A 19604-nucleotide genomic window follows, 5' to 3' on the forward strand; every position below is an offset into this window, starting at 1 on the left:
TAATACATCTATGAGCCACGCCGGCGACGATGCAGAGCGCAGCGATGAGGAGCGGCGCATATGCCCGGCGCCACGCCGAACCACTGCGGTGGCGTACGCCCTGATCGCACCCAGCCTGTTCGGCGTGATCGCGTTTTTGCTGCTTCCCATCCTCGTGGTGGTCTGGCTGAGCCTGTATCGGTGGGACCTGCTGGGTCCGCTGCACTACGTCGGCCTGGCCAACTGGCGGTCGGTGCTCTCCGACGCCGGCTTCGGCGATTCGCTGGTGGTCACCGCCGTCTTCGTGGCGATTGTCGTGCCAGCGCAGACGGTGCTCGGCCTGCTGGCCGCGATGATGCTGGCCCGCGGGCTTCCGGGCACCAATTTCTTCCGGACCTTGTACGTGCTGCCGTGGATCTGCGCGCCGCTGGCGATCGCGGTGATGTGGCGCTGGATCCTGGCGCCCACCAATGGCGCGGTCAGCACCGTCCTGGGACGCCGCATCGAATGGCTCACCAATCCCGACCTAGCCCTGCCGTTGGTTGCGGCCGTCGTCGTCTGGACCAACGTCGGCTATGTGTCGTTGTCGTTCTTGGCGGGCCTGTTGGCTATCCCTGAGGACATCCACAACGCCGCGCGCACCGACGGGGCCAACACCTGGCAGCGATTCTGGCGCATCACGCTGCCGATGCTGCGGCCGACGACGTTCTTCGTTCTGGTCACCGGAATCGTCAGCGCCGCACAGATTTTCGATATCGTGTACGCGCTGACCGGGGGCGGACCGGAGGGCAGTACCGATCTGGTTGCCCACCGCATCTACGCCGAGGCATTCGGCTCGGCGGCCATCGGGCGGGCCTCGGTGATGGCGGTGGTGCTGTTCGTGATCCTCATCGGCGTCACGTTCGTTCAGCATCTGTACTTCCGGCGGCGGATCAGCTATGACCTCACGTAACATCGCCATCTACGCCGGCCTGCTGATCGGCGCGGTGATCACGTTGCTGCCGTTCGTACTTGGGTTATTGACGTCCTTCACGTCCGCCCACCAGTTCGCGACGGGGACGCCGCTGCAATTGCCGCGCCCGCCCACGCTGGCCAACTACACCGACCTGGCCGGCGCCGGCTTCGGCCGGGCGGCGGCGGTGACCGCACTCATGACGGCCGTGATTCTGCTGGGCCAGTTGACTTTCTCCGTGCTGGGTGCATATGCGTTCGCGCGGCTGCAATTTCCCGGACGAGACGTACTCTTCTGGGTTTACATCGCGACGCTGATGGTGCCGGCGACGGTCACCGTGGTGCCGCTGTATCTGATGATGGCCCAGCTGGGTTTGCGTAACACGTTCTGGGCTTTGGTGCTGCCCTTCATGTTTGGCTCCCCGTACGCGATCTTCTTGCTACGCGAGCACTTTCGCCTGATCCCGGACGACTTGATCAACGCCGCACGCATCGACGGCGCCAACACGTTGGACGTGCTCGTACATGTGGTGATTCCCTCCAGCCGTCCGGTCCTGGCCGCCATGACGCTGATCACCGTGGTCTCACAGTGGAACAACTTCATGTGGCCATTGGTGATCACCAGCGGTCGCAAGTGGCGGGTGCTGACGGTGGCCACCGCCGACCTGCAGTCCCGGTTCAACTCGCAGTGGACACTCGTGATGGCCGCGACCACGGTCGCGATCGTGCCACTGATCGTGCTTTTCGTCGCTTCCCAGCGCCACATCGTCTCGTCGATCGTCGTTTCGGGGCTCAAGTGACCCGTCATCGCATCGAGACTGCGCTCAGCGCTACGGTTTTCGCCGATCTGCCACTCTCACCGCAGTCTCGGCGCACGAGGTGAACCCCATGAGGCCCCGCTACTCCACGCTGGCTGCTGGAGCGCTCATGCTGGTCGCGGTGCTGCTGGGCGCCGCGGCGATGCTATTGAATGGCTGGGGCGCACCCACGGGCGGCAAGATCGTCGTGACGGTGCGGCTGTGGGCCGAACCAATCGCGTTGGCCTACCGGGAATCCTTCGCCGCGTTCACCCGCATGCATCCCAACATTGAGGTGCGCACCAATCTGGTTTCCTATTCCACATACTTCGACACCCTGCGCACCGATGTGGCCGGCGGCAGCGCCGACGACATCTTCTGGCTGTCCAATGCCTATCTCGCCGGCTACGCAGATAGCGGCCGGTTGATGCAAATCACTCCAAACTCAGACTGGGAGCCCGCAGTCGTCGAGCAGTTCACCCGCTCCGGCGTGCTGTGGGGCGTGCCGCAGCTGACCGATGCCGGGATTGCGCTGTTCTACAACGCAGACCTGCTGGCCGCGGCCGGCATCGACCCCGCCCAGCTGGATAACCTGCGGTGGCGCCCCGGCGGCGACGACACATTGCGGCCCCTGCTGGCCCGGCTCACCGTCGACGCGGACGGACATCGAGCGGGCACAACGGGTTTCGAATCCAGACGGGTCCGCCAGTGGGGGTACAATGCCGCCAACGATCCCCAGGGCATCTACCTCAATTACATCGGCTCGGCCGGCGGCGTATTTCAGCGCGACAACAAGTTCGCCTTCGACAACCCCGAGGCCGTGGACGCCTTCCGCTATCTCGTCCGCCTGATCAACTACGACCACGTCGCACCGCCGGCCTCCGACACCAACGACAACGGCGATTTCTCCCGCAACCAGTTCCTCGCCGGCAAAATGGCCTTGTTCCAATCGGGCACCTACAGCCTGGCGGCCGTGGTCCGCGACGCCACCTTCCGCTGGGGTGTGGCGATGATGCCTGCTGGCCCCAAAGGCAGGGTCAGCGTTACCAATGGCATTGCCGCAGCCGGCAACTCGGCATCCAAACACCCGGACGCGGTGCGCCAGGTATTGGCATGGATGGGCAGCAGCGAGGGTAACGCGTATCTAGGCCGCGAGGGCGCGGCCATTCCCGCGGTGCTCTCCGCCCAGCCCGGCTACTTCGCCTACTGGAAGGCCAAGGGCGTCGACGTCACGCCGTTCTTCGCCGTGCTGAACGGGCCGCGCATTCCAGCCCCTGGTGGCGCTGGCTTCGCTGCCGGAAACGAAGCATTGCAACCCTATTTCGATGAAATGTTCCTCGGCCGCGGCGATGTCGTGACGATTTTGCGGCAGGCACAGGCGGCCGCCAACGCCGCCGCGCAGCGCTAGTCGCGGGCTCCGGACTGCCACGCTGGCGTGACGCGCGGCGACGAATCCGCCAAACTGTGAGCCACGTCTCGGTGATCGCCAGGTTCCGGTTGATGACCTGGCTCGATAGTTTGCGACTATCAAGCCTTCGCGGATGGCTATTGGACGCCCGACGTTGCTTGCCGACATTCTGCTGCATGGCGGCGCTGGATGAGTGCCTAACGGAATCCCAGCGCTGTAGGCAGCAGTAGCGGAAGGAGGTGATCACATGCCCCACGAGCTCCTGTTCCGCGAGGATGAGGCTACCTACGGAACTTTCAATTTCGTCGTTGACGACGTTGCCGAGTGACTGCCGGCTACTTAGCCAACGACGGTGACTAGCGATACCGGCGGGGATTCAGAAAGGGACGCCTGGTCTCCGCCGGCATCGGACCAGCCGGCGCGCATTGTTGGCGTACTCGGAGTGAGCAACGACGATGCGAGGTAGGGGCGAGAATTCTGGAGGTAAGAGGAAGTGTTGTGCCCCATAGCGATGTGATAGCCGATGCCAGACTGCTGGCAAACGACGGCAGTGTGCTCGAGATTTTGCGTCGACAGCCCGCCACGGGTGAGGTCGACGTAATCCGGGACTTGCTCAGACCCAACTGCTCGGTGCTCGATCTCGGGGCGGGCGTGGGCCGCATCGCCAACCCTTTGGTCGAACACGGCTATCAGGTTACTGCCGTGGACGACTGCGCAGACCTACTCGCTGAGGTTCGCGGCGCCCGAACGATATGCGCCCGCATCGAGGAACTGCGGCTACCCGAGAAGTACGACGGTGTACTGCTGGCGACCAACCTGATCAACTACCCAGGGATTGACCTTCGAAGGGGCGTATTGGCCACGGTGGCGCATCACCTCAAACCGACAGGCAAGGCCATCATCCAGTGGAGACCACCGCTTTGGTTCGCTTCATCTCGGCTAGGCCGGACTTACCGACGGGTTGAGGGCCCGCGGGTGCTTACCAGGACCTTCCACACCGATCGCGGAGGAATTGTCGAAGGCGAGCTCACTTGGGAGTGCGACGGTCAAATGTGGAAACAGCCGTTTCGCTTCGAGCGCATAGCGGGCGACGACCTCCGGCGCGAACTCGATTGTGCGGGCTTGAAATCGGACACCAGTGATCTTGAGTCGACGGAATGGCTTGAGGTAAGTCACCGTCGGCCATAACCCGGGATCGCGAGCGGGGAGCAGGAGCGCCTGCTGGCCTGACGCTCGGCGAGGCGCAGGCCCGGACCTTACCCGGGCAGCACCATCACCGGCACGGGACTGTGGCGGATGATCTTGCCACTGTGAGACCCCAGGAAAACCCTGGCGATATCGCCTCGCGGTGAGGTGCCCAACGCCAGCATCTCGCCGTCCTCCCAGTCCGCCGCGTCGAGCGCCTGCTGCCAGCCGTTCCCGGTAACCACCTGCAGCACAACGTCTTCGCCGACGATACCGTCAATTCTTAGCTTTTCCATCATTTCCCGCGCTTGGGCCGCCCACGCTTCCAAGACCAATGCCTCGGCATGCAGCCCCACCTCCGGTGGATACATGGTTCGGCCGCGGGCCGCGAAAGTGATCACCCGTAACGGAAGCCCGTAGCGCCCGGCCAGCCCCGAGCATCGCCGCACCACGTCCGCCGACTCCGCCGTTGTCGAGTAGCCACATGTGATCCGTGTCAACCGGCTTGTGCGGGAACGGTATTGACGCGGGCTGATCACAACCGGTACCGGCGACGAATGCAACAGCCAGTTGGCGGTCGAACCGATCAACACTCGGGCGCGTCGCCCGTCAGGAAACGACCCCAGCACCACAAGCTCGGCGTTGAGCTCATCGACCAGCTCGATCAACCCACCCGACACCGACCGATGCGCAAGATGGAGACAGCTGACCTCGAGCCCTTCGGCCAATGTGTGCAAGTAACGCTGGGCCTCCCGCGCCGAGTCCGCGGCAAGCCGTTCCGCCCAGTCCTCGTACTCGGCGTCAACACGTGCAAGCGATGGTGTCGGCCAGGGTTTCGGCACCACGGTCGCCACGGTGAGCGAAGTGCTCAGTGTGCGCGCGGCACGGACCGCCAGCTGCAGCGCCGACGGACCGACTCTGCCGGCCCGATACCCGACAAGGACCGTCACGGAGTTTCCTCATTGAGCGCACTGTGGTGGCGCCCCCACACCAGGTAGTAGGTCAGGGCCACCGCAAGCCATCCACCGAACGCGATCCAGGTGTACCAATGCAGGCTGTAGAGCAGATATCCGCACGCCAGCACCGAAAGAACGGGCGTGACGGGATAACCCGGCACCCGGAACGCGCGCGGCAGATCGGGCTGGCGCACGCGCAGGATGATCACCCCGACAGACACCACGATGAACGCGGTCAAAGTGCCGATGGACACCATGTCCGCCAGGTGGTTCAGGGGTATTAGGGCGGCCAGGATAGCTGCCACCACCGCGACGATCACGGTGTTGTTCACCGGAGTCATGGTGCGCGGGTTCACCGACGCGAACCGCGTCGGCAGCAGGCCGTCGCGGCCCATCGCGAACAGGATGCGGGTTTGGCCGTACATGGTGACCAGCGTGACCGTGAAGATCGAGATGACCGCGCCCGCAGCCAAAATGGTGCTGGCCCAGGTGGCGCGCGTGACGTTGTCGAGAATGGTGGCCAGCCCGGCCTCTTCCTGGCCGCCGAACGCCTGCCAGGGCTGGGTGCCCAGGGCGGCGAACGCGACGAGCACATAGACACCGGTGACGATGAAGAGGGCCGCGATCAGCGCGCGTGGCACGGTCTGCTGCGGATTGATCACCTCCTCGCCGGCCGTCGACACCGAGTCCAGGCCAATGAACGAGAAGAAAATCGTGCCCGCCGCCGCACCGACGCCGGCGACACCGAAAGGGGCGAAGTCGTTGAAGTGATCGCTGCTGTACGCGGTCAGCGCGATCATCACGAACATGCCCAGCACCCCGAGCTTGATCAACACCATGACCGCATTGACCTTTGCCGACTCGCTGGCGCCCCGGATCAACAGCAGCGCACACAATCCGATCAGGAAGATCGCCGGCAGGTTCACATAGCCTTGTCGCAGGCCGGGCTCTGAGTCCCACGGAGCCACCGACAATGCGCGGGGCAATTGCAATCCCAACACATTGGCCAGCAGCTTGTTGACGTAACCGCTCCAGCCGACCGCGACCGCGGCGGTGGCCACCCCATATTCCAGTAGCAGGCACGCTGCCACACAGATCGCGACCGCCTCACCCAGCGTGGCGTATGCATACGAGTACGACGAGCCCGAAACGGGTACCGCCGACGCCAATTCGGCATAGCACATCGCCGCGAGCCCGGCCGCGATGCCGGCAAGGACGAACGAAACGATCACGCTGGGGCCGGCTTCGGGCACCGCCTCGGACAACACGAAAAAGATCCCGGTGCCAATCGTCGAACCGACCCCAAACATGGTCAACTGAAACGCGCCGAAGCTTCGTTTGAGACTGCCTACCGCCCCAGGCGCCACGGGAGCGCCGCCCACTGGGCGGCGGCGCAACATCTGCTCTCGCAGGCTGATCGAAGTAGCCGGCAAATACGCCTCCCGTCGCCAGATCGGCTAATTATGACCCGACTTTGGCTCGTGGTTCGCAGTTCGGCATCGCTGGAGCCCGCTGACCTGTGAGTTTGCTTCGGGACGCGTCGAGCGTTGCGCACTAAATCCAGACCTGCGGCGCGTCGCCGGAGTCTTCCTGGTGGGCCGGTCACTCAGGAGCACCTGGAGGCGACGATAGCGAATCGGGGCTACTCCGAACTGCGGTGGCGCGCACCATGACTCAAATTCGACGCGAGGTTCTGCTCTGGCTGTCTGTATTGCTCTGTAGTCACATCTGAAACTCTGGCCTGTGCCGGAGGCTATGGTCTTCCTGCCCACCTAATGGGAATGGATCGGCTGTAGTCGTTGACCGTGCTTTATGGATGGTCATCGGCGAGGCTGATTGGTGAGCCGCCGGCCGGTGAGCACTATTGCCCACCAGGAACGATTGATTCCTTCGGCGTAGACCGTTGCCCCGGTCCGGTCGTGGGTCAGTTGTAGCGCTACTGGGATGTTGTGCCATGCGAGCACTGGACCATTAGGCCGCAGCCGGGTGGCTTCAGGCTCGAACAAAGAGTAGTTCGATCCAGTGAGGAGAAGGTGGTGAGGTGATGTTGTTTGTTGGCGATGACTGGGCCCAAGACCATCACGACGTGTATCTGATGGACGAGGCTGGCGCACGTTTGGCCGCAACGCGATTACCTGAGGGGTTGACCGGGATCGGGCAGTTCCACGAGTTGCTCGCCGAGCATGCCGACGATCCCGGCGAGGTGATCATCGGGATCGAGACCGACCGCGGCATGTGGGTGGGTGCGCTGGTCGCGGCCGGTTATCAGGTGTACGCGGTCAATCCGAGGTCGGTGGCCCGGTACCGGGACCGCCATGGGGTTTCGGGCGCGAAATCCGATGCCGCTGATGCGAAGTTACTGGCCGATCTGGTCCGCACCGACCGCCACAACCACCGCCCACTCAGCGCCGATAGTTCGCAGGGCGACGCGATCCAGGTGCTGGCCCGTGCCCATCAGGGCCTGATCTGGACGCGGGCGCGCCAGTCGGCCACACTGCGCGCCAACTTGTTGCAGTACTACCCGGCGGCCCTAGAAGCGTTGCCCAGTCTGGGCGACCGGGATCGCGACCGCGACGCGCTGGCAGTGCTGGGCCGAGCTCCCACCCCCACACAAGGTGCCCGGTTGAGTCTTAGCAAAATCGGATCGGCGCTTAAAGCCGGTGGGCGCCAACGCAACATCGACGAACGCGCTCGCCAGATCCAAGCGGCCCTGCGCACCGAGCAACTGGCCGCCCCCGAGGCCGTCACACAGGCCTGCGGCGCCATCACCAGCGCCACCGTCAACGTGCTGATCGAACTCACCGATCAGATCAGCCAGTTGGAAACCACGCTGGCTGAGCATTTTGAAAAGCACCCGGACGCCGACATCTACCGCTCCCTGCCAGGACTTGGTGTCATCCTCAGCGCCCGGGTGCTCGGTGAGTTCGGGGACGCCCCGAACCGCTACACCACCGCCAAGTCTCGCAAAAACTACGCCGGCACATCACCGTTGACCGTCGCGTCGGGAAGACAAAAACTCGTGCGGGCCCGCTACGTCCGCAACGACCGCCTCTACGACGCCATCGACCGCTGGGCGTTCGCCGCCCTGCAATGCAGTCCCGGTGTGCGCGCCTACTACGACCAACACCGCGCCGCCGGCGACACCCACCACCAAGCCCTACGGGCCTTGGGTAACCGCCTCGTGGGCATCCTGCACGGTTGCCTACGTCACCAAACCCTCTACAACGAAGACACCGCCTGGGCCCACCGACAACTCACCGCCGCTTGACTCTTCCAACGTACCCGCGACAACTGGGGTTTCTGCAGGTCATTCCCGAAGCAGAGGGCCGCGCGGTCAAGACCCCACGGCTGCGTTTGTTTTTGCTTGTTTTGAAGCTTCCTGGTCCTGGCTGGGCGGGCGTCGAAGTCGGCGTCGGGGTCAAGGTTCGGGCGCAGCCCGACCGCGTAGCGGCCGTAGGGCCTTGACGGCGGCGCCGTTCGGCGCATGCTGTTCAGGGCAAGGGAGATCGAGATCGCTTGTGCTGCTTTCGGCTTTTGGGGTTGACGATATTGGTCGTTGACGCTCTTCAGTGCCCGGTTTGCCGGGTTGCGGCCCAAACCGACAACCCACCGCCGCTTGACTCTTCCAACGCTGGGATGTCTACCCGCGACAACTCGGCTTCTGCAGGTCAACGCCACCGCGAAACCCGCACGGCCACCACCAACATGGGCACAACACCGCAGCTCAGGCGATTGTCGCTAGGAGCCGGGCGCATCGGGTGGTCCACCGGGCGCAGCGACACATGTGACTGTTGTGACGCCGCGATCTGCCCGATCTATGGTGCGCACCAATTTGAGCCAAGACAGGGCCGAGCCGTCATGGGTGTAGCTCCAACGTGCAGCACTTGACCGACCCGCCGCCCTTGAGCAGCTCGGAGAGATCCACGCCGACCGGGTCGAAGCCGGCTTCGGCCAGCTGTATCGCGAAACCCGTTGCGGCAGTGGGAAGCACGACGTTGCGTCCGTCGGACACCGCGTTGAGCCCAAACGCGTACGCTTCGGCGCTGCTCACCAGTATCGCGTTGGGAAACAGCCCGTGCAGTTGTCGCCGGGCTACCGCGCTGAACGCCGGCGGATAGTACGCAATCGTGTGGTCGTCGAGAACGGCCAGCGCGGTGTCGAGGTGATAGAAGCGGGGATCCACCAGCTCTAGGGAGATCACCGGCTTTCCCAATGCCCTGCCGATTTCGGCGTGTGCCCGCAGATCGGTGCGAAAGCCGTAGCCTCCCAACACCATTTCGCCGACCATCAGCAGATCGCCCTGACCCTCGTTGACGTGCCGGGTGCACACCGGCCGATATCCAACGGACGACATCCATTTCGCATAGGCCTTCGCCTCACCGGCGCGCTCGGCGAAGCGGAATTTGGCGACTACGGCAACGTCGTTGGCGATGAATCCGCCATTGGCGGCATAAACCATGTCCGGCAGCCCGGCGACCGGCTCGACCACGTCCACTGCATGGCCCAACCGCAAATAGGTCTGCCGGAGCCGCTCCCACTGCGCGGTTGCGACGTCGACGTCGACCCGCGTGCCGGTGTCCATCCAGGGGTTGATCGCGTACTCGACAGCGAAGAAAGTCGGTGGGGTCATGGCGTAGCGCCGGGTCCGGGACGTGCGACGTTGCTTCCAGGCGCCGTGCGATGACGCGGTTGCGGCAACATAGTAGTCCGTCATGAATCAAAGATATTTGCCTCGTGATTCACAATCAAACGCCGACTATTGCGTGTTTATACTCGATATGTTGCGCCGAACCACCAATAGCAGCGATTTATTGCGTAGACAGCGGAGGAGCGAGCGATGGACCGCCTGGATGACACCGACGAGCGCATCCTCGTCGAGCTGGCCGAGCATGCCCGGGCCACCTTCGCCGAGATCGGGCAGAAGGTGAACTTGTCCGCTCCCGCGGTCAAACGCCGCGTCGACCGGATGCTGGACAACGGCGTCATCAGGGGCTTCACTACTGTCGTCGACCGAACCGCGCTCGGCTGGAACACCGAGGCGTATGTGCAGGTGTTCTGCCACGGCACCATTACGCCGGATCGGCTGCGGGCGGCCTGGGTGGACATCCCCGAAGTTGTCAGCGCAGCGACGGTGACCGGCACGTCGGACGCGATGCTGCACGTGCTCGCCCGCGACATGCGGCACTTGGAGACCGCCTTGGAACGCATCCGCTCGAGTGCCGACATCGAGCGCAGCGAAAGCATCGTCGTGCTATCGAACCTCATCGACCGGATGCGGCCTTAGGCTAGGTGATCTTGGGACCCGAGAAATCGAGCCAGCCGCCGCGTTGGCCTTCGAAGTTGAGTCCGGTTGACCAGACCTCGTCCGTCATTTCGGCAACGTCTAATCCCAGTTCCGTCTTGGCTGCGCACCGATCCGCCAATTCTGCGCTTATCGCAGACGGCAGGAAGATATTGGTCGACGCGGCAGCAAACCCCAACTCTTCCGCGAAACCGAACTCGCATGCCCGGCGATAGACGTCGTCGGCGAAGTCGGATCCCCGCGAGTTCAGCACGCGATCAAAGTCGCAGAACTTGATGAGGTTCACGTGATGGTTCAGCTGCCGGTGCTCGTGCTCGTGCGCCTCCCGATAGATATGCAACCCCATCTGAAGGCCCAAGTCGCACCAGTTGACGACCCTGATCTGATCCCTGGTTTCTGAGGCGTCAATCAGTGGATCGGCCGAGACCCAATATTCCGTACGCGAATTGGCGCCAACCCGGAAGCGGACTTGTGCGATCAGATAGTCGATCACGCCACCCTCGGCGCGCATAAAGTTGGGTAAACCCCGCCCCTGCAACAGATGCCGTCGCAGTTCACCGGGCCGCTGCGGATAGAGCTTCTGTTCGGAGTGGTTGTATGCGCCATAGCGAAACCCACATTCGCCGAACACCTGCTCTATCAACCGGGTTTGTCCCGGGCGGGCAAGAAAGTCGACGTCATAGGTCTTGCGTTCATATTTCGTATAGATGGTGCCGAACATGGCGATCCCGCCTTTGGCGACAACCAGGTCAACCCCATGCGCCGTCGCGGCCGCACACAGCTCCGCGGCCGCGGATGCATAGAGTTCGCTACGAATTTCGTTGACCTTGGTGAGCTGCTTCCAGTGATTGAGTAGCAGTAGCGGGAGGTTGCCGTTGGCCATCGCGATGTCCAGCGCGCCCGTTTCGCGCAGGCGGGCGTAGACGAGAAAGGCGACCTTATGCCACAGCGAAGACATGAAAATGGCGTTCCAGTCGCATTGCATCCGTGCCAAATCGACGATGTCATGGTCCCGTTCACGATCACGGCCGATGCACAGCAGAATCAGAGAACGTTCGCGTTCGCCAAGCCCCCACCACTTTGCGTGTGATTCGGACACAGCCGCAGCCTACACAGGGCGGCCCAGCTGAGTCCGGTCGCAGGGTCATGGAATTGCTGGGGGCCTGGTAAACGATCCAGGAATTGGCGCTGCCCGGGAGACTGCCCACGGCGTTTCCAGGCCGAATATCGGTTTGCGCCTTCCCTGAAGGACGAGAATAGGGCCCAATGCGCGCGACACTATTGGCGGCGCCAGCAGCTAGTAATGAGTTAGCTAACAGCATTCTTCAGCTAATTGCCTGGTACCCTATCGACAAACGTGTACCAAGAGAGTGGATCTGTTTGACGTGTCCCCAATGCAAACCGGCGCGGCAGATCCGATGAGTGGTCCGACCCAGCATCAGTGGCCCGCGGCGAACATGTTCGTGCGAGACCTGGGTATGCGGTTCGCGGCGAATTCCGCGGATTTGCTCGCCGAAACACAGAGGCTACTCAACGCGCTGGGCTGGCAGTGGGCCGGCGGCTGGCACACCATACGAGCTAACACCGGCGACGAACGCAGACTTCGGGCGTATCGGCCCGACGACGTAATCGAGCTGCGACTGGTCGACGTCACCGCAGCGGACCAGCTGCGGCAACATCCCATGTTCGCTGGCATGGCGGCGACATCGGCGTCCCTTTACTCATCGGCGATGGACCTGTCGCCATCCGCCGCCGAATTCGTCGAGCGATGGCGTGCATTCAGTCCACCAGAACTCGCGCGCATCGAATCGCTGGCCCCCAAGACAATTCAACGTGCGGCGTTTCCCCCGACAAAGACTCTGGTGGCGATACGAGAGCATCCACTCATCGAAAAGCTGGCAGTCGTCCAGACGGTGTTGCGCGCCGTTGACGAGGTCTGGTTCGTTCCCAAGCCGGACAGCACAAAATATCGGGCCCGGACGCTAGCCACCATGAGCGCGCTGGGCGTCCGAGTCATCACCGGCATGACCACCCTGGAGGTCGCCCAGCACCTTGCCGCCGAATTGGATTCGCGGCATCTGGTCATCGTCGACGACGGCGGCGCGCTGATCGCGGCCGTGGCCGCCGATGAGGTCCTCGCGGCGCGCGCCACCTGCATCGAGACAACGGCTCGCGGACGCAGCTTGCTCCGCGAAGCCGGCCTCAATAGCCAGTTCGTCGACCTGTCGTCAACCAAGACGAAACTCGATCTGAGCAAGGCGATCGCGGTGAGCTGCCTGCGCGAATTTCTGCACCACGCAAGCCATTACCAGCTCACCGACGCGCTCGCCCACGTTGTCGGTTTCGGCGCGATTGGCCGTGAACTGGCGCTGCTGTTGCGGGCCGTCGGGCTGACCGTGACCATCTCGGATATCAGCCCGCAACGGCGTAGCCTGGCGGCAAGCGATGGGTTTGCAGTATTCGATCGTGTTGACACCGCTCTCGCCGCCCGCGCCCACCACTATCTAATTGGTTGTTCCGGACGCCAAACCGTGGACCTGCGCGTCGGCGCCCTGCTCGCCGACGGTGCGATGGCTTGGGCCGCGTCCTCTCAAGACCTGGCCAAACTCGTCGCCGAAGCGCGCCAGGCACGCATTTCCCGCAGCATCGCCGGAACGGGGGTTGAAGTGCGGATCCCGTCGGGTCCATCGCTCACCGTCCTGGCCGAAGGCAACGCGCTAAATCTCTTCCACGCCGAAGGCGTCCCCGACCCCGACTTCCATTGCTTCGAGAATGAAGTGGTCTCCAACATCTTCGCGGCGATCGAGGCACAGCCCCACGCAGGACCGGGCGCCGCGGTCACCGTCACCGCGACCGACGGCTAACCGGGAGATGAGCGGCGCACGCGAAAGCACAAGCCAGACGTTCGCTTGTGAGTCTGCCTGGGTCACTCGAGAAAAGGTGACCGCCGCCGTCGCGGCCGCCGAGTCAGTACTGCACCTCGGCGTGTTGGAAGTCCTGGATCCCGCACCGCACCCGTGGGGCTCCCGGCGGGTGTGGCGCGTGCGGGCGAACACCGGCGGGATCATCGTCAAATTCTGGCGCGGCAGCCAGGTCGAGCGGCTGCGTGGCGAGGCACTGCTCGCGGTGGGTGCGGTAGGCGAATCTTCGATTGTCACCGCGGCCGCTGCCATCGGCTGGAACCGGGGCAACCCGCGAACACTGCTGCACTCCCCATCGGCTTACCTGGAGGATGACACAGATGTGTGGCGGGAATGCACTCATGCCGCGTCGTTTTATCGACTGGTCGAAGGAACCGAGGCCAGCACTTCTGACGCACACGCAGTCGGTCAAGCACTGGCCGCGCTACACCAGGCATTCCCTGACACGATGTTGCCCGATGGCCCACGCTGGCCCGTCATGTGCCAGGTGGGCACGACGGACCCTGAGCTCGGCGGCCCGATCGTTGTTGCGCAACAACGGATCCGACAGCGGGCCGAAGACTTGGCAGCGATGTCCACCACGGTTGTACACGGCGATGCCCGGTATGACAACGCAATCCGGCTTGGTCGCGACGACGTCGTGCTGATCGACCTGGAATTCTGTCGTCGCGACTCTCCGTTATTCGATCTCGCCTCGTTGGTAGCCCCGGCGCGGGCCTCCGATGGCAGTTTCGAGATGGCCACCGCCGCCCAATTGTCCCAAGCCATCCAAGGATACGAGTTGAAAGCCGGCGACCTCAGTCGAGCTTGGTGGGCATTGTTGCCCACTGTCGTTCTGGCGCACTACGCAACCGTTGCGCTGGACCTGCGCGCGCACACCACCGAGAATCAACGTGTGCTGCAGCTCGTTTCTGACCTGGTGGAGCAAGTCGACGACCTGATTGCCGACGTCCGACGGTTAGTGTCCTGACGATGCGGAGGTGGCCATGACCGAACCGGAGGCTAGGCAACTTCTCGAACGTGCGCTCACCAGCCTGCTGGGAACAGAGACAACGGTTTCCACCGCTCGTCGCGGGCCGGTACCGCTGCGCGACCTGGGCGCTGATTCGGTTCGTTTGTTGTTCGAGTTGGCCACCAAGCTCGAAACGATGGGCGGATTCATCTTGGATGACTACGACGTCACCGCCGAAAACTTCGCCACCGTCGAGAGTCTGGTGGCCACGCTCCGCCGCTATGAGTTGAGCTCGGCACCGTAGCATGCTCGAAACGCTCGCCGATCTCGACGTGCTGGACGGCGTCGTACTGGTCACCGGCAGACCGTCGGCGGGAAAGACGACGCTGGCGCGCGCTCTTGCCGAATGCACGGCAGGCAAGCACGTGAGCGTCGGTGACCAGCTTCGGCTACTGCGCACGTCGAGCACCTGGACCGACGTGGACGCGCAGGCATACAACGGGCACCGGCCGTTTCCTCTCGCGACCCTCACCGAGGCACTGAGCCGCGGCATCGGGCCGGCACCGTCGCGAACTCTGGTAGTCGACGGTTCGGTCGGACTCCGTGAAGCTGTCATCGCGGTCACCGGTCGTCCCCCCATCGTCGAACTACAACTAACGCTCGATGACGCCGTGGCCATGAATCGGCTTGCGGCACGAGCGATCTCAGGTCAGCGTCCCTGCGACACCGCCGCAATTGCCCGCCGGCGCGCGGTCCTGTGGCGCGCGTACAACGACGGGTCCGCGCCGCGCTGGCCCGTCATAGCGCTCGACGCCAACGCGACGGCACCGGCGCTGGTTGGCCGCGCCCTGAGGTCACTGTTGGTCATTGGGACCGCCGACGCGACCGAACAGCTTGCCCGCGTTAACCCAATCGCCGGGCAGCCGCTGGGGCGGCGACTCATCGAGCTTGCGGATCGCGCGCGCTCAACCGCACAACCCCACGCGGCCGAGATCAACCCAACTGCCGCAGACCGCACCGGCATCCTGCTGATCAAGCCCGGATTGGGACAGAGCGCGGCAACCTTCGAGCGGTTCGCCGAGTGGATCCAGCACGCCGGCTACCACATCTCCGCAGCGACAGCGTGGCCGCTGACGGCGCGCGATGTGGCCCGGCGAATTGCCGTACACCACGGCGATCACTACGTGAATTGTCGATGGGGTGATCACGTCGTGGACCCCATCGCCGGCGACCCACGACCCGTTGTCGGATACCTGCAGACAAGACCATCCCCGGCGGAATGGTTGTCGGACATGATGATACGAACACGCGAACCTCGCGGTCCAAGCCTCTGGATTGACGTCGATGGCGACCGCGCGGTGGTCAACTCACATGTGCCCGGGGTCATCTCCGTATGGTTCTCGGTGCCCACCGACGTCATACTCGCGCTTGCGGTCGATGGCCCGGACTGGGCGATGCAGGCGGATCGGTCAGCCGCCCTTGGGGTTCCCGACCCGGCCCAGGCATCGCGGCACAGCCTTCGAGGTGCCGCCCACACCGGCCAGATACCATTCGACCGTCCGCCGACCCTGCAGAACAACGGATTCCACGCCTCGGACTCACCGGCTACCGCCCAACACGAAAGACGTATCTGGTTCGCCGACCGGGCCTAGTAGTGGCCTAGTAGTGGCCTAACGGAGGGAAAATATCGTCTCGAGCGCTATGGCGATGGCGCTGGCCGCGACGGTGATCGCAAGTGTCACCCAGTCCGCGAGTTTGGGCCGCGCCGGATACGCGGACAGCTGCCCGGTTCCGCCGCGGGCGGTGATCGCGTCGCCCATCTCGTCGGCGCGCCGCAGGGTCACCGTCATGGCGGCAGCGAGCAGGTCGATCAGCTCACGAGCACGCCATTGGCGTCGGGCTTTGTGGGTTCGCGGTATCCGCTTGGGCCGCAATCGACGAGCTGCGTAGAGCACCTGGAATTCGTCGATCAGCATGGGAAAGGCGCGCAGCGCAAGCGCCAGTGCCACTGCCCATTCGTCGACCGGGATCCGCAAGGCACGCAGTGGACGGCCCAAAGTGGCTACCGCAGGCCCGATTTCGGCGACGTTGGTGGTCCACGACACCATCGCCCCAAGCGCCAGCATCACGATCGACAACGCGGTGATCCGCAGGAAGTTCAACGCCCCACCAAGCGCGAGCTCGACGCCACCCACCGAGATCACGGGGTCACCGCCGGCCAGAGCGGCCGTGAAACCACCGATCGCGATCACGATCCACAGCCAGCGCGGCACCGACGGCAGCGCTCCACGCGGGATGCGCGCGATCCACAGCGCCGCCAGCATCAAGGCGGCCATCATCCCGATCGCCGCCCAACCCGGATAGAACGTCAACAGCACCGAAACGCCGAAGACGACCAGCAGCTTGGTGCCGGCCCACAGGTCGTGGATGGCCGATCGACCCGGCACCGGAATCAGCAGCACGATCGGACGTCCGGGGCGACGGTTACCGCGACGCGTCGGGGCCGACGTGGAAGTCATCGCCTGCCCCCCGCCCCCGGTGCCGCCGCGGCCGACGGCGATTCCAGCACGCCATTGCGCAACTGCAGCGTGCGCGGGCAGAGCTCCTCCATGCCCACGAAGTCATGCGAGATGACCACCACGGTCAGACCCCGCTCTCGGCGCAGGTCCGCCAGTAGCCGCAGCAGGCCACGCTGGCTAGCGGCGTCCAAACCCGCCAACGGCTCGTCGAGGATCAACGCCCGGGGCGAACACGCAAGCAGTCCGGCCAACACCACCCGCCGCATCTGGCCGCCGCTGAGCTGGTCGATGCGCCGCTTGGCCAGCGTGGGATCCAGCCCGACGACGCCCAGCGCCGCGGCCACGCGGTCCTGATCTCGAGCGGAAAAGCCTGCTGCGGAAGCAACTTCCAGGTCGACACGGCTGCGCATCAACTGCAGTCGAGCCGCTTGGAATGACAACGCCACCGCGCCGACCTGCTCGTGTGTGGGCCGGCCATCAAGCAGGCACGCGCCGGTCGTAGGAACCGTCAGCCCGGCCATGATCCACGCCAGCGTCGACTTCCCGGAGCCGTTGCCGCCGTGGATCAGCACCCCGTCGCCCTGCTCCACCACGAAGTTGATATCCCGCAACGCGGTCTTGGCCCACGGTGTGCCGCTGCCGTATTCGTGGCCGACACCCACCAGTTCGAGCGTCGGCGCGTGCTCTCGGTGACCAACCCCGGCGGCCGGCACCGGCGCTTCCTCGGTCTCGGCGATGTCGGTGTTATCCGGCGAATCGCTGAGTTTGATTGTGCGGTGGGCGGAATCGGCCTCGTTGTGGTAGTGCGTGATGTGCACTAGAGCGGTGCGGTGCCGTTTGGTCAGGCCGGACAGCACTTTGAGCAGGGCCTCGCGGCTCTGCTGGTCGACCATGGTGGTGACCTCGTCGGCGATGAGCATTGCTGGCTCTCGCGCCAACGCCGCCGCGATCGCAAGGCGCTGCAGCTCACCGCCCGACAGACTCCCGGTGTCGCGTTCGGCGAGGGCTTCCAGGCCGACCTCGGTCAGGAGCTGGCCGACATCGATCTTGGTGCCCGCCGGCAGACCCCAGACCACGTCGTCGGCGACCCGGGTACCCAGAACTTGGGATTCGGGATGCTGCAAGACAACCGCCGTCCCGCCCAGCTTGCCCAACCCCACCCGGCCCGGACGGTCCACGATGCCCGACGTCGGTTCCCGACCCGCCAGGATCAGCATCAGCGTGGTCTTGCCCGAACCGTTGGCGCCGGTAATAGCTACATGCTCGCCTGCCCCGACGTTCATGCTGAGTTCGCGCAGCGCGTCTTGGCCGGCACCGGGATAACGGAACCGCACCTTGTCTAACCGCACCGGCACCGGACCAATCGTGTCGCCATGATCACCGGCCGGTGCGTCGAGCATGTGCACATCGGGGATTCCGCGCATCCGCTCCAACAGGCGCGACAACGCCCACCACCCGATCAAGGACACAATCATGACGAAGATGGTGAAGTAGCCGAGCACCCACCACGGCCAGGAATGCAGCCCTACGGCGAAATTGCGCTTCAAGCCGGCGCCGGCCCCCTGCAGATGCACCCTGCCCAGGAACTCAGCCAGCCCGTCAATGTTGGCGGTCATGACAGCGAAAATCAGGTGCCGCAGTCGGGCGAGGACAACCAACATGACAACGACCATCGCGCCGAATCCAAATCCGGCGATCAAGGACGCGACAACGACCGTCGGCGTACCCCGGCGCCGGCGTTTGACGATTCCGGTCAGCCCGCCCATGTAGGCGCTTTGGACCACCGCCATGAAACCGCCCAGCCCCGCGATCAGGAAGGCAATCACCGCGGCAGCAACCGTCGCGGCCATCAGCGCCCGGAGCCGGTAGCGATAGGCCAGCAAACCCATGGGCACGGTTCCGAGCAGTGCCAGACCCGCGGCGAACGGGACGACGACGGAAATGATCGCTGTCACCGCGCACAGCGCGGCCATGACCGAAGCCTGTGCCAATTCGCCCGGTCGCAGCGGCCCACGCCGACGATACGAAGAGGGGGGGTCCGCCGCGGTCACTTCATCGATTGTGCCAGGCCCAAGCCCTATGTCGGCGCAGCACACGATTGGTCTCGCATAGCAAACCTATGCAACGATGGGTGCATGACTTCATCCGCCACAGCCAAGCAGGCCGAGGTCGCGCACGGGCTGGGCGCGGATCTGCTGGCCGTGGTCGCACGGCTCAACCGGCTGGCCACCCAGCGCATCCAGATGCCACTGCCATCCGCCCAGGCCCGGCTGCTGGCCACCATCGAGTCCCAGGGCGAGGCACGCATCGGCGACCTGGCCGCCGTCGATCACTGTTCTCAACCGACCATGACCACTCAGGTGCGGCGTCTCGAGGATGCCGGGCTGGTTACCCGAACCGTCGACCCCGGAGACGCGCGGGCCGTCCGCATCCGCATCACGCCCGAAGGACTACGCACGCTCAACGCGGTCCGCGTCGATCGTGCCGCTGCGATTGAACCGCAATTGGCCCGGCTCGAACCGGCCGACCGTCAGATTCTGGCCGATGCCGTCGAGGTGCTGCGCCGTCTGCTCGACAATGCCGCCGTGGCGCCCGGCCGCAACACCCTGTGACGGCGGCGCGCAAGTGGGTAGA

General features: G+C 64.4%; 17 protein-coding genes. 11 read left to right on the forward strand and 6 right to left on the reverse strand.

Going from position 1 to position 19604, the window contains the following annotated elements:
* Positions 1–58 precede the first annotated feature (58 nt).
* The 4 genes from AADZ78_RS17425 to AADZ78_RS17440 all read left to right on the forward strand — a co-directional run bounded on the left by AADZ78_RS17425 (position 59) and on the right by AADZ78_RS17440 (position 4323).
* Positions 59–931, forward strand: coding sequence for a carbohydrate ABC transporter permease (locus AADZ78_RS17425; RefSeq protein WP_139829101.1), 873 nt, complete (start codon positions 59–61; stop codon positions 929–931).
* Positions 918–1730 (forward strand): carbohydrate ABC transporter permease, encoded by an 813-nt coding sequence (locus AADZ78_RS17430; protein ID WP_085253460.1) that lies wholly within the window; start codon positions 918–920, stop codon positions 1728–1730. The genes AADZ78_RS17425 and AADZ78_RS17430 overlap by 14 nt, the downstream gene beginning before the upstream one ends.
* An 88-nt stretch (positions 1731–1818) precedes the next feature.
* Entirely contained in the window at positions 1819–3135 is a 1317-nt protein-coding gene (locus AADZ78_RS17435; RefSeq protein ID WP_085253461.1) for an ABC transporter substrate-binding protein, read from the forward strand.
* Positions 3136–3633: 498 nt separating this feature from the next.
* Positions 3634–4323 (forward strand): class I SAM-dependent methyltransferase, encoded by a 690-nt coding sequence (locus tag AADZ78_RS17440; RefSeq protein WP_085253462.1) that lies wholly within the window; start codon positions 3634–3636, stop codon positions 4321–4323.
* A gap of 68 nt (positions 4324–4391) precedes the next feature.
* Here AADZ78_RS17440 and AADZ78_RS17445 read toward each other — a convergent pair whose 3' ends face one another.
* Both AADZ78_RS17445 and AADZ78_RS17450 read right to left on the reverse strand, forming a co-directional pair.
* Complete coding sequence (locus AADZ78_RS17445) at positions 4392–5270, reverse strand: universal stress protein (RefSeq protein WP_085253463.1); 879 nt, start codon at positions 5268–5270, stop codon at positions 4392–4394.
* Positions 5267–6709, reverse strand: a complete 1443-nt coding sequence (locus AADZ78_RS17450) for an amino acid permease (protein WP_139829100.1) — start codon at positions 6707–6709, stop codon at positions 5267–5269. Before AADZ78_RS17450 ends, AADZ78_RS17445 begins: the two co-directional genes overlap by 4 nt.
* A 611-nt stretch (positions 6710–7320) precedes the next feature.
* Here AADZ78_RS17450 and AADZ78_RS17455 point away from each other — a divergent pair.
* Positions 7321–8544, forward strand: a complete 1224-nt coding sequence (locus AADZ78_RS17455) for an IS110 family transposase (RefSeq protein WP_204903370.1) — start codon at positions 7321–7323, stop codon at positions 8542–8544.
* A gap of 588 nt (positions 8545–9132) precedes the next feature.
* On the opposite strand, the gene ddaH is transcribed toward AADZ78_RS17455, so the two are convergent.
* On the reverse strand, positions 9133–9990 hold the full coding sequence (gene ddaH, locus AADZ78_RS17460) for a dimethylargininase (RefSeq protein ID WP_085250469.1): 858 nt from the start codon (positions 9988–9990) through the stop codon (positions 9133–9135).
* 123 nt (positions 9991–10113) lie between these two features.
* On the opposite strand from ddaH, the gene AADZ78_RS17465 reads away from it, so the two are divergent.
* Positions 10114–10560, forward strand: a complete 447-nt coding sequence (locus AADZ78_RS17465; protein WP_085250468.1) for an Lrp/AsnC family transcriptional regulator — start codon at positions 10114–10116, stop codon at positions 10558–10560.
* 1 nt (position 10561) lies between these two features.
* Here the strand turns inward: AADZ78_RS17465 and AADZ78_RS17470 are convergent, their stop codons facing one another.
* Positions 10562–11677 carry a nucleotidyltransferase family protein gene (locus AADZ78_RS17470; protein ID WP_085250467.1) on the reverse strand — a complete coding sequence of 372 codons (1116 nt, stop codon included), beginning with the start codon at positions 11675–11677 and terminating at the stop codon, positions 10562–10564.
* Positions 11678–11996: 319 nt separating this feature from the next.
* On the opposite strand from AADZ78_RS17470, the gene AADZ78_RS17475 reads away from it, so the two are divergent.
* The 4 genes from AADZ78_RS17475 (at position 11997) to AADZ78_RS17490 (ending at position 16103) form a co-directional block, all read left to right on the forward strand.
* A complete protein-coding gene (locus AADZ78_RS17475; RefSeq protein WP_169726293.1) occupies positions 11997–13442 on the forward strand; it encodes a hypothetical protein in 1446 nt (481 codons plus the stop codon).
* A gap of 76 nt (positions 13443–13518) precedes the next feature.
* Complete coding sequence (locus tag AADZ78_RS17480) at positions 13519–14469, forward strand: phosphotransferase (protein WP_169726292.1); 951 nt, start codon at positions 13519–13521, stop codon at positions 14467–14469.
* A 16-nt stretch (positions 14470–14485) separates the two neighbouring features.
* On the forward strand, positions 14486–14755 hold the full coding sequence (locus AADZ78_RS17485; protein WP_085250464.1) for a hypothetical protein: 270 nt from the start codon (positions 14486–14488) through the stop codon (positions 14753–14755).
* A gap of 1 nt (position 14756) precedes the next feature.
* Positions 14757–16103, forward strand: coding sequence for a nucleoside-diphosphate kinase (locus tag AADZ78_RS17490; protein WP_085250463.1), 1347 nt, complete (start codon positions 14757–14759; stop codon positions 16101–16103).
* 18 nt (positions 16104–16121) lie between these two features.
* On the opposite strand, the gene AADZ78_RS17495 is transcribed toward AADZ78_RS17490, so the two are convergent.
* Complete coding sequence (locus AADZ78_RS17495) at positions 16122–16970, reverse strand: energy-coupling factor transporter transmembrane component T family protein (RefSeq protein ID WP_085250462.1); 849 nt, start codon at positions 16968–16970, stop codon at positions 16122–16124.
* A complete protein-coding gene (locus tag AADZ78_RS17500; RefSeq protein WP_085250461.1) occupies positions 16967–19021 on the reverse strand; it encodes an ATP-binding cassette domain-containing protein in 2055 nt (684 codons plus the stop codon). Before AADZ78_RS17500 ends, AADZ78_RS17495 begins: the two co-directional genes overlap by 4 nt.
* A gap of 84 nt (positions 19022–19105) precedes the next feature.
* On the opposite strand from AADZ78_RS17500, the gene AADZ78_RS17505 reads away from it, so the two are divergent.
* On the forward strand, positions 19106–19582 hold the full coding sequence (locus AADZ78_RS17505) for a MarR family winged helix-turn-helix transcriptional regulator (protein WP_085250460.1): 477 nt from the start codon (positions 19106–19108) through the stop codon (positions 19580–19582).
* The last annotated feature ends 22 nt before the right edge of the window (positions 19583–19604 follow it).

It is taken from the genome of Mycobacterium riyadhense (genome assembly GCF_963853645.1).
GTDB classification, from domain to species: Bacteria; Actinomycetota; Actinomycetes; order Mycobacteriales; family Mycobacteriaceae; genus Mycobacterium; species Mycobacterium riyadhense.

Excerpts from the sequence above, each read along its gene's own strand:
- AADZ78_RS17430 (WP_085253460.1), top strand. The coding sequence starts at position 918 with ATGACCTCACGTAACATCGCCATCTACGCCGGCCTGCTGATCGGCGCG.
- AADZ78_RS17435 (WP_085253461.1), top strand. The coding sequence starts at position 1,819 with ATGAGGCCCCGCTACTCCACGCTGGCTGCTGGAGCGCTCATGCTGGTC.
- AADZ78_RS17455 (WP_204903370.1), top strand. The coding sequence starts at position 7,321 with ATGTTGTTTGTTGGCGATGACTGGGCCCAAGACCATCACGACGTGTAT.
- ddaH (WP_085250469.1), bottom strand. The coding sequence starts at position 9,990 with ATGACGGACTACTATGTTGCCGCAACCGCGTCATCGCACGGCGCCTGG.
- AADZ78_RS17465 (WP_085250468.1), top strand. The coding sequence starts at position 10,114 with ATGGACCGCCTGGATGACACCGACGAGCGCATCCTCGTCGAGCTGGCC.
- AADZ78_RS17475 (WP_169726293.1), top strand. The coding sequence starts at position 11,997 with ATGAGTGGTCCGACCCAGCATCAGTGGCCCGCGGCGAACATGTTCGTG.
- AADZ78_RS17485 (WP_085250464.1), top strand. The coding sequence starts at position 14,486 with ATGACCGAACCGGAGGCTAGGCAACTTCTCGAACGTGCGCTCACCAGC.
- AADZ78_RS17490 (WP_085250463.1), top strand. The coding sequence starts at position 14,757 with ATGCTCGAAACGCTCGCCGATCTCGACGTGCTGGACGGCGTCGTACTG.
- AADZ78_RS17495 (WP_085250462.1), bottom strand. The coding sequence starts at position 16,970 with ATGACTTCCACGTCGGCCCCGACGCGTCGCGGTAACCGTCGCCCCGGA.
- AADZ78_RS17505 (WP_085250460.1), top strand. The coding sequence starts at position 19,106 with ATGACTTCATCCGCCACAGCCAAGCAGGCCGAGGTCGCGCACGGGCTG.